The sequence below is a fragment of the Ruminococcus sp. genome (assembly GCF_019423705.1).
Taxonomy (GTDB): domain Bacteria; phylum Bacillota; class Clostridia; order Oscillospirales; family Ruminococcaceae; genus Hominimerdicola.
The window spans coordinates 20,376-35,524 of sequence record NZ_JAHZAX010000008.1 but is presented as its reverse complement, the minus strand read 5'-3'; the positions used below and the strand labels follow the sequence as shown (position 1 = coordinate 35,524).

10 protein-coding genes and 1 other annotated feature are annotated in these 15,149 nt (G+C 46.7%); of the genes, 2 read left to right on the top strand and 8 right to left on the bottom strand.

Annotated features, from left to right (window positions below; translation table 11 throughout):
• Window positions 1-27 precede the first annotated feature (27 nt).
• From QZ371_RS07735 to fucO, 7 genes are all read right to left on the bottom strand, one after another.
• Window positions 28-2,001 carry a carbohydrate-binding domain-containing protein gene (locus tag QZ371_RS07735; RefSeq protein ID WP_295211366.1) on the bottom strand — a complete coding sequence of 658 codons (1,974 nt, stop codon included), beginning with the start codon at window positions 1,999-2,001 and terminating at the stop codon, window positions 28-30.
• A 138-nt stretch (window positions 2,002-2,139) separates the two neighbouring features.
• Window positions 2,140-2,832 (bottom strand): DUF4956 domain-containing protein, encoded by a 693-nt coding sequence (locus QZ371_RS07730; RefSeq protein ID WP_295211364.1) that lies wholly within the window; start codon window positions 2,830-2,832, stop codon window positions 2,140-2,142.
• Window positions 2,825-3,553, bottom strand: coding sequence for a polyphosphate polymerase domain-containing protein (locus QZ371_RS07725; protein WP_295211362.1), 729 nt, complete (start codon window positions 3,551-3,553; stop codon window positions 2,825-2,827). Before QZ371_RS07725 ends, QZ371_RS07730 begins: the two co-directional genes overlap by 8 nt.
• 213 nt (window positions 3,554-3,766) lie before the next feature.
• On the bottom strand, window positions 3,767-4,984 hold the full coding sequence (gene tyrS / locus QZ371_RS07720) for a tyrosine--tRNA ligase (RefSeq protein WP_295211361.1): 1,218 nt from the start codon (window positions 4,982-4,984) through the stop codon (window positions 3,767-3,769).
• 89 nt (window positions 4,985-5,073) lie between these two features.
• Window positions 5,074-5,310: a binding site (T-box leader), on the bottom strand.
• Window positions 5,311-5,431: 121 nt separating this feature from the next.
• Window positions 5,432-6,772 (bottom strand): HAMP domain-containing sensor histidine kinase, encoded by a 1,341-nt coding sequence (locus QZ371_RS07715; RefSeq protein WP_295211360.1) that lies wholly within the window; start codon window positions 6,770-6,772, stop codon window positions 5,432-5,434.
• Entirely contained in the window at window positions 6,769-7,443 is a 675-nt protein-coding gene (locus QZ371_RS07710; protein WP_295211358.1) for a response regulator transcription factor, read from the bottom strand. The genes QZ371_RS07715 and QZ371_RS07710 overlap by 4 nt, the downstream gene beginning before the upstream one ends.
• A 296-nt stretch (window positions 7,444-7,739) precedes the next feature.
• The gene (fucO, locus tag QZ371_RS07705; protein WP_295211355.1) at window positions 7,740-8,888 is read right to left on the bottom strand and encodes a lactaldehyde reductase; all 1,149 of its coding nucleotides are present in this window, start codon (window positions 8,886-8,888) and stop codon (window positions 7,740-7,742) included.
• 554 nt (window positions 8,889-9,442) lie between these two features.
• Between fucO and QZ371_RS07700 the strand changes: the two genes are divergently transcribed.
• A complete protein-coding gene (locus QZ371_RS07700) occupies window positions 9,443-11,182 on the top strand; it encodes an ABC transporter ATP-binding protein (protein ID WP_295211352.1) in 1,740 nt (579 codons plus the stop codon).
• The gene (locus QZ371_RS07695; protein ID WP_295211350.1) at window positions 11,175-12,947 is read left to right on the top strand and encodes an ABC transporter ATP-binding protein; all 1,773 of its coding nucleotides are present in this window, start codon (window positions 11,175-11,177) and stop codon (window positions 12,945-12,947) included. The genes QZ371_RS07700 and QZ371_RS07695 overlap by 8 nt, the downstream gene beginning before the upstream one ends.
• An 81-nt stretch (window positions 12,948-13,028) precedes the next feature.
• Here QZ371_RS07695 and rnr read toward each other — a convergent pair whose 3' ends face one another.
• Entirely contained in the window at window positions 13,029-15,146 is a 2,118-nt protein-coding gene (gene rnr / locus QZ371_RS07690) for a ribonuclease R (RefSeq protein ID WP_295211347.1), read from the bottom strand.
• Window positions 15,147-15,149 lie beyond the last annotated feature (3 nt).

Below are 15,149 nucleotides of genomic sequence, written 5' to 3'. Positions count from 1 at the left end.
CAAATGCTCGTCCTTTTCCCATTTATATCAGAAACCTCGTCCGCCACCGGGGCCGCCAAAACTTTGACCTGTGGAATTTGAAGTAATAATGCCGTCAATAGTTACAGTCTCAGTCTGCGAACCTGCCGTGATCGTGTAAGTCTCGCCGTCTTTAAGGTCAGCGCTTGTGAATACAACGCTCTGCCAAGTCTTAACAGGGGTGAAGCTGAGAATAACATTGCCATCGCTGTCAGAAATGGTCAGCTCCTCGTTGGCTGATACCGGCGAACCAAGGTTGTGGAGCACGCTGTATTGCGTGGAAGCGTCGCCGAAGCCCTCTTCCATTCCCACCGCTCCGCAGGCGATAAGCGTTCCTCCTGTGACTGTTGCCGTGCCGTTGTAGTCAAGAGCGCCGTTGCCGCCGTTGGTTGGGCCGCAAACGTAAACTGTGCCGCCTGTCATAGTGAAATTGCCGTTTGAGTCAAGTCCGTCGCCGTCAGCATTGATCGTGACAGTTCCGCCGTTGATGCTAAGCTCAACGCCGTCCTGCGCCGAGAACTGATCTGCGCCCATTCTGTCGGTCGAGCCTGTGTCGCTGCCGCCTGCGCAGTTGATGCCGTCATCGCTGGAAACCACCGAGATAGTTCCGCCGTCAATGGTCACGATAGAGCCCTCAATGCCTTCGTAGCTCTTCTGAATGTCGATCGTTCCGTCAGATATTGTCAGACCGCCGTCTGTGTGCATACCGTCGTCGCCCGATGAAGCCGTGATAGTGCCGCCTGTGATAACAATGTTGCCGTTGCTGTGAACTGAGTCGTCCGCCGAGTCGATCTTAAATTCGCCGCCGCTGATATTGACCTCGCTGTCAGCCTTCAAAGCCTTTGCGGAAGTTGATGTCGATGTTGAGCTGTAAGAATCGTCCGAACTTGCGTCAGTCGTTGTCTCGTTTGAAGCAGCCACAATGCTCAGCTCGTCGCTTCCATTGTCAGTAGGCATTGCAGGTGGGTCGCCGCCCATTCCGCCGCCGTTATCGTCAGGACGTCCTCCGCCCATATCACCGCCTCTAGGGCCTCCACCGCCGTTGCCCATATTGTTCTGCCAATCGCCGTTAGGTGTGCCGTCAGACTTCATCGAAGCGTTTGCGCTTCCGCCGCCTGTGGTGATATCGAAAGTTCCGCCCTCAACAGTCAAAACTGTCTGCGCCTCAAGAGCGTCATTATTTGAAACAATGGTGATGTTGCCGCCTGTAATGCTGATAAATCCCTTGTCGCTTTCCTCAGAATTTGTGGACTTTATGCCGTTAGTGCCTGCGGAGATGTCAAACGTGCCGCCAGATATCTTAACGCTGTCCTTGCCGACTATCGCCGTTGAAGCGGATGTAACATTGATGTTGCCGTCGGTGATAACAAGATCGTCCTTTGAAACAATTCCGTGCTTGTAATTTGCGGTAACGTTAAGCGTTCCGCTGCCGTTTATTGTCAGATCAGCCTTTGAGAAAATTGCGCCGTCGGTGTTGCTGTCGTCCTCGCCAAGGGAATAGCTTTCGCCGTCAGTCAGCGTGTTTTCCGTGCCGTCCTCAAGAACGATGTAGACCTTCTTTGCCTTGCTGACCAGCAGGGGAGCATTGTCAGCGCAGTTTATCGTCACGCCGTTGAAAATAAGCTTGACTTCCGCCTTTTTGTCCGCCGCAACGATTATCCTGCCGTTTGAAGCGCTGCCCGAAAGGATATAAGTGCCTGCTTGAGATATTGTAACAGTTTCGCCGTCGACAGCCGCACCCTCGCCGCTGACTGTTGCAGCGCCGTCTGCAAATGCGATAGATACAGCGCTTGTCTCGTCATATCCAACGTCAATATCTTCCGCCGCAACGCTTGTGTCAATGTCAGATTTAGCCACAACTGATGATGTTGACGAAGTGGTGGAGCTGCTTGAACTCTGTTCCGAACAGCCTGTAAATGCTGAAAATGCAATAAGCACAGCCGCAGATAATGCCGCAATTCTCTTAACGTTAGTCTTTTTCACAATAAATGCCCCCTCAAAGTGTGTCGAATTTGGAAAAATGGTTGCAAAAAGCCGCACAAGACCGCTTTGACCTTGTGCGGCTAGCTTATAAAAAGTTGTTGGATTGAAAATAGCAAATCAAGTTAAAGCTAAATTTTGTTAAAGAGCCTCTTCGTTTTGATCGGCAGCCCTTGCGCACATAATCTCAAGATTGCCGTTTCTGCACCTTAGCTCGTCAATAAGTTTTTTCTCATTGGCGTCTGATTTGAGATCAATGCGATATTTCAGCTTGAAAAGGCTGCCCATATTTGTTGTCTTGACTGAAACAAGCTCACAGTTTGAAAGATACTTGTCGAAAATATCGTCGAAAACTTCCGTGTAATCAAGGCTCTCGGGGATAGTGATAGTAAGCTCTTTCTGCGCCGTGTCCTTCTTGCCAAATGGAAGCAGCATATAGATGATGTTCAGCAAGCCAACGCTCACCGCAAGAACTATTGCCAGCACAAGATGATTTGTACCTGTTGCAAGTCCCACAGCCATTGAAAGGAATATTGCGCAGATATCCATTGCGCTTCCCGGTGCTGAACGGAATCTTACAAGGCTGAATGCGCCCATAACTGCAACGCCCGTGCCAATATTTCCGTTTACCAGCATTATCACTACCTGCACGATAACAGGCAGCAGTGCAAGGGTGGTCATAAAGCTTTTTGTCTTTTTCTGTTTAAAGTTAAACGCAAATGCGATTATAAGTCCTAAAATAAGTGAAGCGGCGGTACAGTAAATAAATTCTCCCGTCGTGATAGCCGAAGCGGCTGTTGTAGTTGTAGTCGTAGTTGTTGCAGTCTCAAGCACAGCTGGTCACCTTACCTTTATTGATTTTTTCAGAAAGTTCGTTTAGATACGCAGTTCCGTATTTGGAATATGAAGCAGGGAATATCTTTAGCTCGTCAAGTATCTCCGACAGCCACATCGGCATAACGCCAGGGATCTTTATCTCCATTATCCTTGTGCCAATGGGCAGAAGCTCCTTGCCCCATATGCCCTTGTCAAGCTCAAGCTGTTCTTCACGATAAAGAATGTGGGTATCGAATGTCACTCTCAGCGCAGGATTTTCAATGCCGCAAAGGGCGATCCTGTCATAGCTTAGATACATCGCAGGTGCAATGCCCTCATAGAATTTGAGAAAATATTTCAGCTCGTTTTCGATCTGAACGTTCTTGTGAGGTATCTCACGTCCTGCAATAAAATCTCTCGACTGTTCAAGGCTCATTTCAATGCGGCGCTTGTAAACAACGCCCTTGTACTTTTTCTTGAGCTCCACGAACACCATCGAATCGTCATTCGGCACGCCGTAGCTTCTCACTCTCAGCTTTTCCTTGTAAACAGGCTTCTCGATGGAATTTCTCACCAGCAAATGGCTGGGAGTATCGAAATATATATTGCAGACGGTGCTCTTGCCGTATTTGTCGCTGACAAAATGTTTTTCAAGCCGCTTGATGAGTTTTTCGTATGTAGGCTCGTCAAGTATGTACTTTTTCTCGATACGCTTGAAAACTTCTTGGTAAGCGTTCATTTTCTCCGCCCCTTTCTGATCTTGATCTTGCGTAAGATCTGCGTAAAGCTTTGTAAACTTTTCTTTGATTAAAAGTATATATTAAGAACTTTAATTATAGCTAAACCATATATGTATTTTGTGTGAAAGTTTATGAAAGCCATTAAAAACTGCTACCAAAAGCAAAAAAAACGGGCGAACATAGTCCGCCCGTGGAAATTATTTTTCGCTTTTTTATTCTGCAATAGCCTTGTGGAATACCTTCTTGCCCTTCTTGATAACAACAGGCTCGGAAAGATCAACAAGTCCCTTAGGGTCTGTGAACTTTTCGTTGTTGACAGCGATACCGTTCTGTGTTACAAGACGTCTAGCTTCGCCGTTTGACGGGCAAAGTCCGCACTTAACGAGAAGGGTCAGAATGCCGATCTTGCCGTCTGTAAGGTCAGCCGCAGGGATAGTTGTGCTTGGCATATCGGCGCTGTCTCCGCCGCCGGCGAAAATAGCCTTTGCCGCAGCGTCAGCCTTGTCAGCCTCTTCCTGTCCATGAACAAGCTTTGTAAGCTCGTAAGCCAGCAGTTCCTTAGCCTTGTTGTACTCAGCGCCCTCCATATGCTTCTCCATTTCCTCGATCTCCTCGATAGGAACGAATGTAAGCATCTTCAAGCACTTGATAACGTCAGCGTCGCCAACGTTTCTCCAATACTGATAGAACTCGTATGGTGAAGTCTTTTCAGGGTCGAGCCAAACAGCGCCCTTTTCAGTCTTGCCCATCTTCTTGCCTTCAGAGTTGAGAAGCAGAGTGATAGTCATAGCGTAAGCGTCCTTGCCGAGCTTCTTTCTGATAAGTTCAGTACCGCCAAGCATATTAGCCCATTGATCGTCGCCGCCGAACTGCATATTACAGCCGTAATCCTGAAACAGTCTGTAAAAGTCGTATGACTGCATAATCATATAGTTGAATTCAAGGAAAGTAAGTCCTCTTTCCATTCTCTGCTTGTAGCACTCGAATGTGAGCATTTTGTTTACAGAGAAGCAAGCGCCAACGTCACGAAGCACGTCAACATAGTTAAGGTCGAGAAGCCAATCGCCGTTATTTACGATAATAGCTTTATCATCAGAAAAATCAATGAAGTGTGACATCTGCTTTTTGAAACATTCAACATTGTGGTTGATAGTTTCCTTTGTCATCATCTTTCTCATATCAGTCTTGCCAGATGGGTCGCCTATCATAGCAGTACCGCCGCCAATAAGAACGATAGGCTTGTTGCCTGCCATCTGAAGTCTCTTCATAAGGCAAAGCGCCATAAAGTGACCAACGTGGAGCGAATCAGCAGTTGGGTCAAAGCCGATATAGAATGTTGCTTTGCCAGCGTTGATAAGCTCCTTGATCTCCTCCTCGTCAGTCAGCTGAGCGAGAAGTCCTCTTCTTTTCAGTTCTTCAAATACTGTCATTTTTATACCTCCAAAAATTTGATAACAGGCGCACCGATCTGATCTTTGCATAAAAAACGCAATAAAAAAGCCCTCCGACAGAATATCTGTCAGAGGACGAATGATCGTGGTACCACCTCAGTTTATCGGGAAAAGCCCCGACCTCACGGCTCGGCAAAAGCGAAGCCAATGCACTATAACGTATGCAAAACGTTCCGCCTTGCGCAAAAGCTTTCTCGGCGGACAGCTCAGGAATGTATTCGCTCGATATCGAAATGCTTTCTCACACCAGCCGAAAGCTCTCTTGAATTTCTTCAAAGGCTACTTATTTCCATCACGGCATTTAAACCTATTGATATAAACATACCATACTTTTTTCTGTTTGTCAACACTTTTTTCAAAATATGAATATTTTATAATATTCTGCATGGAACGTTTGTGCTATAAATTGTGGATATCCACAAAATGCTACATTTTCAGCAGGGCGGTGAAGAATATCCGCCCGTTTTCAGCACGGCAGGAAATTTTGCCTTTGTGGGAGATAACGATAGCCCGGGCGATAGAAAGGCCAATGCCATAGCCGCCTTTTTTGTCGTCACCCGAACGCTGCCTTGAACTGTCCTCACGATAGAAGCGGTCGAAGAGCTTTGAAAGATCGCCCTCGGGTGGGTTTGCGCAGGGGTTTGAAACTTCAAGCTTTATCTCCTTGCCGCCGTGACAAGCCTTCAGCTCGACTCTTATATCGCCGCCGTCGTCTGAATATTTCACAGCATTTTCCGTCAGCACAGAAACAAGCTGCCTTATAGCACCCTCGTCCCCGTGGTAGCTCAAACCGTTCTCAACGTCGATATCAAGGCTTTTGCCCTTTGTCTCTGCAAGGGTCACAAATGGCGCAGCAGCGTCAAAAACTGCGTCGGAGATATTGAAGTCCGCCATAGTAAGCGCAGGCTTTTCCTCTTCCATTTTCGCAAGGCTGAGGAGATTTTTCACCAGTCCGCTGAGCCTTGACACCTGATTTTTAATGCTCTGCGTCCATTCGTTTGGCTCTGAGACCATTTCGAGGACTTCCGTGTTTGCGGAGATTATTGCCAGCGGCGTTTTTATCTCGTGACCTGCGTCGGTAATAAATTGCTTTTGCTTTTCAAAGCTTTCGATAACAGGGCGTATGGCACGCTTCGAGAAAATTATTATCAGCAGGCAGACCAAAATATATCCGCCGATACCGATACCGCAGGACACCAGCAGGAAGCGGTGCTTTGTGGCAGAATCGCTGCGGCAGTCCATAAACACCAGCATTTTTCCACTGTCTTTGTTGGCGGCTTTATATCGGTAATTGCCGTAATTTCCGCTTGTTTTTCCGCCGGCGAGAATTTCTTTGCCGTACTCGATAGCTTCTGCGCTTGTAACAGCCGCAACGTGGCCTGTATCAACTTTGGTGATCTCGCCGCTTTCGTTTGCGTATACAACGAAATATCTCGTCTGATATTTTGTCTCCTCGTTGAAGCCATTGTGCTTGTTGTGTCCGAAAACAATGGGCTTGTTGTCGACATTATCGCCGGTGGAATTGTCGGCAGAATTATCGGAGCTGTCCGAACTGCTGTTATCCTGCGGCTTATCAGGCTTTTTGCCCATAGGGTCGAACTCTGGGAAGCGGCCGTCATTGTCGATTATCATTGTGAGAAGCTCGTCGGCATTTTTGTTGGTCTGATAGATATTGACAGCGTTTATTCCGCCAACGATAGCAAGCTCAACGATAAGCAGGCAGACGGCGGCGATGATAACGAATTTTCGTTGCAGCCGCTTTATCATTTGACTTCCTCCAATGTATATCCAACGCCACGGGTAGCCTTTATCTCAATATTTGCGCCGATATTAGCAAGCTTTTTGCGCAGATATGATATATACACCCACACGATGTTGATCTCGGCGTCGGAATCATAACCCCATATCTTTTCCATAAAGCGCTCGGTGGAGATAAGTCTGCCGTGGTTGAGCATAAGAGTTTCGATCATCTGAAATTCCTTGTTGCCAAGCTTTTGAGCGCCATTTGGCCCTGAAAGTTCAAAGCTTTGCCTATTGAGGGACACATTGCCGAAAGCAAGCGTTGTCGGCGCAAACTCGGTCTTGCGCCTTGTCATTGCACGGATCCTCGCCAGCAGCTCGCCCATAGCGAAAGGCTTTGTAAGGTAATCGTCCGCACCAGAATCAAGGCCTGTTATCCTGTCCTCGATATCAGATTTTGCGGTGAGCAGCAGCACGGGGCATTGCACGCCCTTTTCACGGAGCTTTTTCAGCACCTCGATGCCGTTCATACCCGGCATCATAATATCCAGCACGATGCCGTCATAATCCTGTGAAATGGCGTAGTTATAGGCGTCCGTGCCGTTATAGACGGCGTCAACGGAATAGTTATTATGTTTCAAAACAGCCGAGAGCGCATTTGCCAGCTCGACTTCATCTTCTGCAAGAAGTAATCTCATAATAAGTAATGACTCCCTTCTTAGTTGTTTTGTAGATCATCAACAGCCACGGGCGAACGATGTTCGCCCCTACATATGCGCTTAAATACGCAATTTGATGTAAGGGCGACCTGTGGTCGCCCGATGATTTGCTGCTTTTTCGATATTCTCCAATTACAATTATTATAATTTATTATAATTTGCCGACTTAAAATGCACTTTAAATCAACTATATCATACCATAAAATCTAATTTTCTGCAAGAAAAAATCTGCCCCCGAACAAACGAGGGCAGATGATGATAAACTGGCTTGCAGCTTAGAATGCGGTCTTGTAGATTCCGAGGATAGACTCAACTGTGCAAGGTCTTGGGTTGCCACCTGTGCACACGTCTGCGAATGCGGACTCTGAAAGTGCCTGGAGGTCTTCTTCCTTAACGCCTATCTCGTGGAGCTTCTCAGGGATACCAACGTCCTTTGAAAGCTGTTTAACGGCGTTTACAGCGGCAGCTCTGTACTCTGCCTGGCTCATACCTGTTGTGTCAACGCCCATTGCTTCGGCGATATACTTGAACTTTTCGCCTGTATATTCAGCGTTGTACTCCATTACATATGGGAGCAGAACGGCGTTTGCGATTCCGTGTGGTGTATCATAGAAAGCGCCGAGTGGGTGAGCCATTCCGTGAACAACGCCCAGACCAACGTTTGAGAAGCCCATTCCTGCGATATACTGACCGAGAGCCATATCCTCTCTGCCCTGTGGGTCGTTCTCAACGGCCTTTCTCAGCGAACGTGAGATAACTTCGATAGCCTTGAGGTGCATCATATCAGTAAGCTCCCAAGCGCCGAGAGTTGTGTAGCCTTCGATTGCGTGAGTAAGAGCGTCCATACCAGTTGAAGCTGTAAGACCCTTTGGCATTGATGACATCATCTTAGCATCGATGATAGCAACTACAGGGATATCGTGAGGGTCAACGCAGACGAACTTTCTCTTCTTTTCCTCATCTGTGATAACATAGTTGATAGTTACCTCTGCGGCTGTACCTGCTGTTGTAGGAACGGCGATTATCGGAACGCTTGGGTTCTTTGTGTCGATAGCGCCCTCGAGGGAAGTAACGTCGGCATACTCAGGGTTATTGATGATAATGCCGATAGCCTTTGCGGTATCCATTGAAGAACCGCCGCCGATAGCGATAAGATAGTCAGCGCCCGCTGTCTTGAAAGCTTCGATACCTGCCTTAACGACATTTACAGTCGGGTTAGCCTTTACCTGTGAGAAGATATCATAAGCCAGTCCTGCCTCGTCAAGAAGATCGGTAACGTTTTTTGCAACGTTGAACTTGATAAGGTCTGGGTCTGTAACTACGAGAGCCTTTTTGAAAGCTCTCTTCTTAGCCTCTGTAACGATCTCGCTGATAGAGCCTGCGCCGAAATATGAGGTCTCGTTAAGTATCATTCTGTTTGCCATAATTTATTCCGCCTTTCAATATCTGTATGATTTTTATTGTCTTATCCGATAAATTGGATTTTTTCATCTTCTTTCGGACTATCTATATTATACAATATAATTGTGTTGATTTCAAGAAAATCTATGTAAAATTACAATGGTGCGAAACTGTATGAAACCACCAAATACATAAATCATTTAATGTTTTCCATTGTGCTTGACAAATTCGGGAGAGTGGTGTATAATGTAAATAGAGAAAGGAGCACACCGATAGACGGTCGTCCTCCGATTTAAGTTGTTAAAAATAACCGCTCAGATTTCGAAGGCTGGGGCGGTTATTTTTTTTGTTTTTGATAAACTCCGTAAGAGCTACTACTAACATTTAACAACGATTGTCAATATAAAACGTATTATGGAATAATGTGTTTATGCTATTTTGGCTATCTGTTTGCATTATTTGTGAAAATTATGGCATTGACAAAGTTATTAATATATAATCGCAAAAATATACAAAAGTATATGATACAATAAATTCTATATGACTTTATGAATTTATACAGTTGGGAGAAAGAAAAATGCTGAAGCTTTTTAGGTATCTGAAAAACTACAAAAAAGAAAGCATAATCGGGCCGCTGTTCAAGCTTATCGAGGCTTGCTTCGAGCTTGCGGTGCCGCTGGTTATGGCTAATATCATCGACGTGGGTATTAAAAATGCTGACAAACCTTATATTTATAAAATGGGCGGAGTGCTGGTTTTGCTGGCGTTCTGCGGACTGGCTTGTTCGCTGACGGCGCAGTATTTCGCCGCAAAGGCGTCGCTGGGATTTGGTACGGCTTTGAGACGTGACCTTTTCAAGCACATCAACTCGCTTTCGTATTCCGAGATCGACAGCGTGGGAAGCCACACGCTGGTTACACGAATGACTGCGGATATCAACACCGCTCAGCAGGGCGTGAACATTCTGCTGAGACTGTTTCTCCGCTCGCCGTTTATCGTGCTGGGTTCTATCATAATGGCGTTTACCATATCCGTGAAGCTGACCCTTATATTCCTTGTTATTGCGCCTTGCCTTGCTTATGTTATCTATCTTATAATGCACATAACCATTCCTCAGTATAAGAACATTCAGAAAAAGCTTGACAAGACCAACCTTATGACAAGCGAAACGCTGACTGGTGCAAGAGTTATCAGAGCTTTTTCACGTCAAAAGGACGAGGAGAAGGAGTTTGCGGACAATACTGAGGAGCTGAAACGTCAGCAGATCGTTGCGGGACGTATTTCGGCGCTGATGAACCCTGCGACTTATGTTATCGTGAACCTTGCTATACTTGCTATAATATGGTTCGGCGGAAAGACTGTTTATACAGGCGCTATCTCTCAGGGTGAAGTTATTGCGCTGATAAACTATATGAATCAGATACTTTTGGCGCTGCTTGCTATGGCGATACTTGTTACAAATATCACAAAAATGCAGGCTTCGGCTATCAGAATAAACGATGTTTTTGACATCAAGCCTAGCGTTTCTGATAATGGCAACAAGGCTGTCAGCGATGTTGAGGGTGCGCCTTGCGTTGAGTTTAGAGACTGCGATTTCTCATACGGCACGGCTGATGAATCGGCATTGTCGGGAATAAGTTTCAAGGCGATGAAGGGCGAAATTGTTGGCGTTATCGGCGGTACAGGTTCGGGCAAGACTTCGCTTATCAATCTTATCCCAAGATTTTACGACGTTTCAAAGGGCGAAGTTCTTGTGGACGGCGTCAACGTCAAGGAATATCCTTTCACGCAGCTTAGAAACAAGGTGGGCATCGTTCCGCAGAAGGCTGTGCTTTTCAAGGGCACGATCAGATACAATATGAAGTGGCGAGATCAGAACGCCAGCGACGAGGATATTTGGAAGGCACTGGATATCGCACAGGCAAAGGATTTTGTTGAGCAGAAGCCCGACAAGCTGGACGAGATGATACTTCAGGAAGGTAAGAACCTTTCGGGCGGTCAGCGTCAGAGATTGACTATTGCGAGGGCACTTGTTGGCAGCCCTGAGATACTCATTCTTGACGACTCGGCTTCAGCACTTGACCTTGCAACAGACGCAAGACTGAGAAAGGCTATCCACGACAAGACCGAGGGTATGACCGTGTTTATCGTATCTCAGAGAATCTCATCTATCAAGAACGCTGACAAGATAATCGTTCTTGACGACGGAAAGATCGCAGGCATTGGCACACACAAGGAACTTTATCACGGCTGTGAGGTATACAAAGAAATTTGTCTTTCACAGCTTTCAGAAAAGGAGGCGGAAGCAAATGAGTAAAATTAGCAAGCAAAAAACAAAGCAGAAGCTTGATACTTCCGCATTAAGACCGCTTTTGAAATATGCAAAGCCTCATATGTGGCTGTTCGTGCTGTCAATGGTGTTTGCGGTGATAACCGTTGCGACGACGCTTTATGCGCCGATACTTGTGGGCGACGCTGTTGACCTTATCATTGCCAAGGGGCAGGTTGATTTTGACGGAATACTCAGCATTATAATTAAGCTGGGCGTTGTTGTGGCGATAACGGGCATTTCGCAATGGCTTATGTCCCTTTGCACGAACAAGATAACCTATTGCGTTGTAAGAGATATCAGAAACGAGGCTTTCGGCAAGCTTCAAAAGCTGCCACTTTCGTATATCGATTCACACCCGCACGGTGATATAATCAGCCGTATAATCTCAGACCTTGAGCAGGTATCAGACGGCTTGCTTATGGGATTTTCACAGCTCTTCACGGGCGTTTGTACGATTTTCGGTACACTTGGCTTTATGCTTTCCATAAACGTGAAGATATCGCTTATCGTTGTTATCCTCACGCCGCTGTCACTTTTCGTGGCAAGATTTATCGCAAAGAACACATTCAAGCTTTTCCACCAGCAGTCAATCGCAAGAGGAGAGATGACCAGCCTTGTGGAAGAGATGACGGGAAATCAGAAAACTGTTACGGCTTTTGGCTTCCAGGAGAAAGCAGAGGAGCAGTTTGAGGACGTGAACCTCAGATTGCAGAAGGTTGGACTTAACGCAACGTTTTTCTCATCGCTCACAAATCCTTGCACGAGATTTGTAAACAATCTTGTATATATGGCTGTTGGTATCGTGGGTGCGCTTTCCGTTATCGGCGGCGGATTTACAGTCGGAAATCTTAGCTGCTTCCTCACTTATGCAAACCAATATACAAAGCCTTTCAACGAGATATCGGGCGTTATAACTGAGCTGCAAAGCGCATTTGCTTCTGCAAAGCGTGTGTTTGAAGTTATTGACGAAACTGAGGAGATACCTGACAGCAAGGACGCAAATGTGCTCACTTCCGTTGACGGAACTGTTGACGTTGACAATGTTTCATTCAGCTATGTGCCTGAGGTGAAGCTTATCGAGAACTTCAATCTTCACGTCAAGAGTGGTCAGCGCACGGCTATCGTTGGGCCGACAGGCTGCGGCAAGACCACGATGATAAATCTGCTTATGAGATTTTACGACACCGACAGCGGTGAGATACGCATAAGCGGCGAGCCTATCAAGAAATGTACAAGAGATTCAATGAGAAGTATGTACGGAATGGTATTGCAGGAGACTTGGCTGAAAACAGGTACGATAAGGGAAAATCTCTGCTACGGCAAGCCGGACGCAACGGAGGAAGAAATGATCGCAGCGGCAAAATCGGCGCATTGTCACAGCTTTATAAAGCGTTTGCCACAGGGTTATGACACTATCATTTCGGACGGTTACAGCACGATCTCAGCAGGACAGAAGCAGCTTCTTTGTATCGCAAGAGTAATGCTTTCGCTGCCGCCAATGCTTATCCTTGACGAGGCGACTTCATCTATTGATACGAGAACTGAGATACTTGTTCAGCGTGCATTTGAAAAGATGATGGAAGGCAGGACGAGCTTTATCATCGCCCACAGACTTTCGACTATCAAGAACGCTGACACTATCATCGTTATGAACGCAGGACACATTGTTGAGCAGGGAAGCCACGATGAGCTTATAGCTAAGAATGGTTTCTATGCTGATCTTTACAATTCGCAGTTTGCGGTATCGTGATCGGCACATTTGAATAGCAGAAATATAACAGAAAAGGGAAACTTCTTTTGCGGAAGTTTCCCTTTTTGTATTGTGTAAATGTTATTCTTCGTCCAGCCCTGCAAGTGCGAAATCTATCTTGCCTGAATTAACGTTGGCGTTTATGACCTTGACCCTGATAGGGTCGCCGACACGATAGACCGTGCCGTCGGTGAGATTTTTAAGGCTCACCATATCGTCGCAGACATATTCGCCGTCGGTCATATTGTCTGTATGGAGAAGTCCTTCGCAGGTGTTCGGCAGGGCGATGAACACGCCAAACTCAACGGCGGAAACTACTGTGCCCTCAAACTCTTCGCCGATATGTGCGCTCATATACTCGGCCTTGTAACAGTCCTCGCAGCTGCGCTCAACTTGCATTGCGGTGAGCTCCGTCTTTGTGGACTGATCGGCGGAAGCGTAAACGAACTTGTTGAACTTTGTCGCACATTCTTCAGCTGTTGTGCCGCTGAGAAATTCCGACATAATCCTGTGGATAGTGAGGTCGGGGTATCTTCTTATAGGCGAGGTGAAGTGTGCATAATCTTCCAGCGCAAGTCCGAAATGACCGACAGGCTCGGTGTCATATCTTGCCTTTGACATACTTCTCAGCACGATATTGTTCATTATCATATCAATATCCGTGCCCTTTGAAGCGGCGAGAATTGCGGACATATCCGCAGGGGTGGCTGTTTCGCCAAGTTTATACTGAACGTTCAGCTTGGCAAGGGCTTCCTTGAGGGAGTCGAGCTTCTCGGCGGAAGGCTCTTCGTGGATACGATATACAAAAGGCAGGTTATTATCCGTACCGAAACGGGCTGCGCACTCGTTTGCGATAAGCATAAAGTCCTCTATTATCTCCTCGCTGCGGCCTCTTGTGCGCTGTGCAACGCCGACGCATATATCCTCTTCGTTGATAAGAAGCTTGCTTTCGGCGGTCTCAAGTTCGGGTGCGCCTCTGTCCTTTTTGTTTTTGTAAAGGATATCCGCAAGCTCCTTTATAATAGGAAGCTGGTCGAGGACTTCGGCGTATTTTTGACAGACTTCATCGGAAGCGCAGCCGCTCAGAAGCTCGTTTATCTCGGAATATACGCCCTTTACACGGGAGCGGATAATTGATTTTGCAAACTTGTATTCTCTGATATTGCCCTTTTTGTCAAGGTCGCAAAGGCAGGAGAATGCAAGGCGATCTTCCTGCGGATTGAGGGAGCAAATGCCGTTAGAAAGCTCTTTCGGCAGCATTGGGATAACTCGGTTTGCGTAATAAACGCTGGTGCCACGCTTGAAAGCTTCGTTATCAAGCTGGGATTTCGGGCGGACATAATGGGAAACGTCGGCGATATGAACGCCAAGCAGATAGCCGTCCTTGGTCTTTTCAACGGAGATAGCGTCGTCGATATCCTTTGTATCAGCGCCGTCGATAGTGAAAATAGGCTTGTCACGGAGGTCAAGGCGGTTTGGGGCTTCCTCGGCGATCTTGGAATAATCGGACATAACCTTGGCTTCATAGATGACCTCATTCGGGAAAACAGGGGTCAGGCCGTTGACTTCAAGGATACTAAGGGCGCAGGAAGAAGCTTTCAGCGAACTGCCATAGCTTGAAACTATCTCGCAGCGGTGTTCGGAATGTTTATTGCCACGCTTTGTTATCTGTGCGACCACCTTGTCGCCCTTGTGGAGCTCAAGGCGCATTGGGTTATCGAATGGCATTGCGTACTTTGAAAGCACGTCCGGCACGATCTTCAGCACGCCGAACTCGCTGACCAGCTCGCCCGTGAACTTGGAGAAATTCTCCTCCACAATGGACATTACCTCGCCCTCGAGTGAAGCGCCCTCGCCTTGGAATGTTCTTACAAGGACGATATCGTGGGGCATTGCGCCCTTAAGAAGCTTGCCAACGACGAAAATCTCCTCATTGGTGCTGAGATTTTTCACGAAGCCATAGGTCTTGTTGAGCCTTGTGACCTCGCACTTGACGAATTTTTTCGGGTCAACGATACGGAAGCCGAATTTGTCCTCCATGATCTCGCCGTTCTTTTTCATTTTTTCCACCGCTTTTGTGAACTTGTCAAAGTCAAAGCCCTTGCAGCGGCAGAGCTTCAAAAGTTCTTTGAATTTAAGCGGCTTCTTGCCTGCTTTTTTCAGTTTGCTGTAAATAAGTTTTTTATAATCTATCTTCATAAA

Excerpts from the sequence above, each read along its gene's own strand:
- QZ371_RS07710 (WP_295211358.1), bottom strand. The coding sequence starts at position 7,443 with ATGAGATTACTTCTTGCAGAAGATGAAGTCGAGCTGGCAAATGCGCTC.
- rnr (WP_295211347.1), bottom strand. The coding sequence starts at position 15,146 with ATGAAGATAGATTATAAAAAACTTATTTACAGCAAACTGAAAAAAGCA.
- QZ371_RS07695 (WP_295211350.1), top strand. The coding sequence starts at position 11,175 with ATGAGTAAAATTAGCAAGCAAAAAACAAAGCAGAAGCTTGATACTTCC.
- fucO (WP_295211355.1), bottom strand. The coding sequence starts at position 8,888 with ATGGCAAACAGAATGATACTTAACGAGACCTCATATTTCGGCGCAGGC.
- QZ371_RS07725 (WP_295211362.1), bottom strand. The coding sequence starts at position 3,553 with ATGAACGCTTACCAAGAAGTTTTCAAGCGTATCGAGAAAAAGTACATA.
- QZ371_RS07715 (WP_295211360.1), bottom strand. The coding sequence starts at position 6,772 with ATGATAAAGCGGCTGCAACGAAAATTCGTTATCATCGCCGCCGTCTGC.
- tyrS (WP_295211361.1), bottom strand. The coding sequence starts at position 4,984 with ATGACAGTATTTGAAGAACTGAAAAGAAGAGGACTTCTCGCTCAGCTG.
- QZ371_RS07700 (WP_295211352.1), top strand. The coding sequence starts at position 9,443 with ATGCTGAAGCTTTTTAGGTATCTGAAAAACTACAAAAAAGAAAGCATA.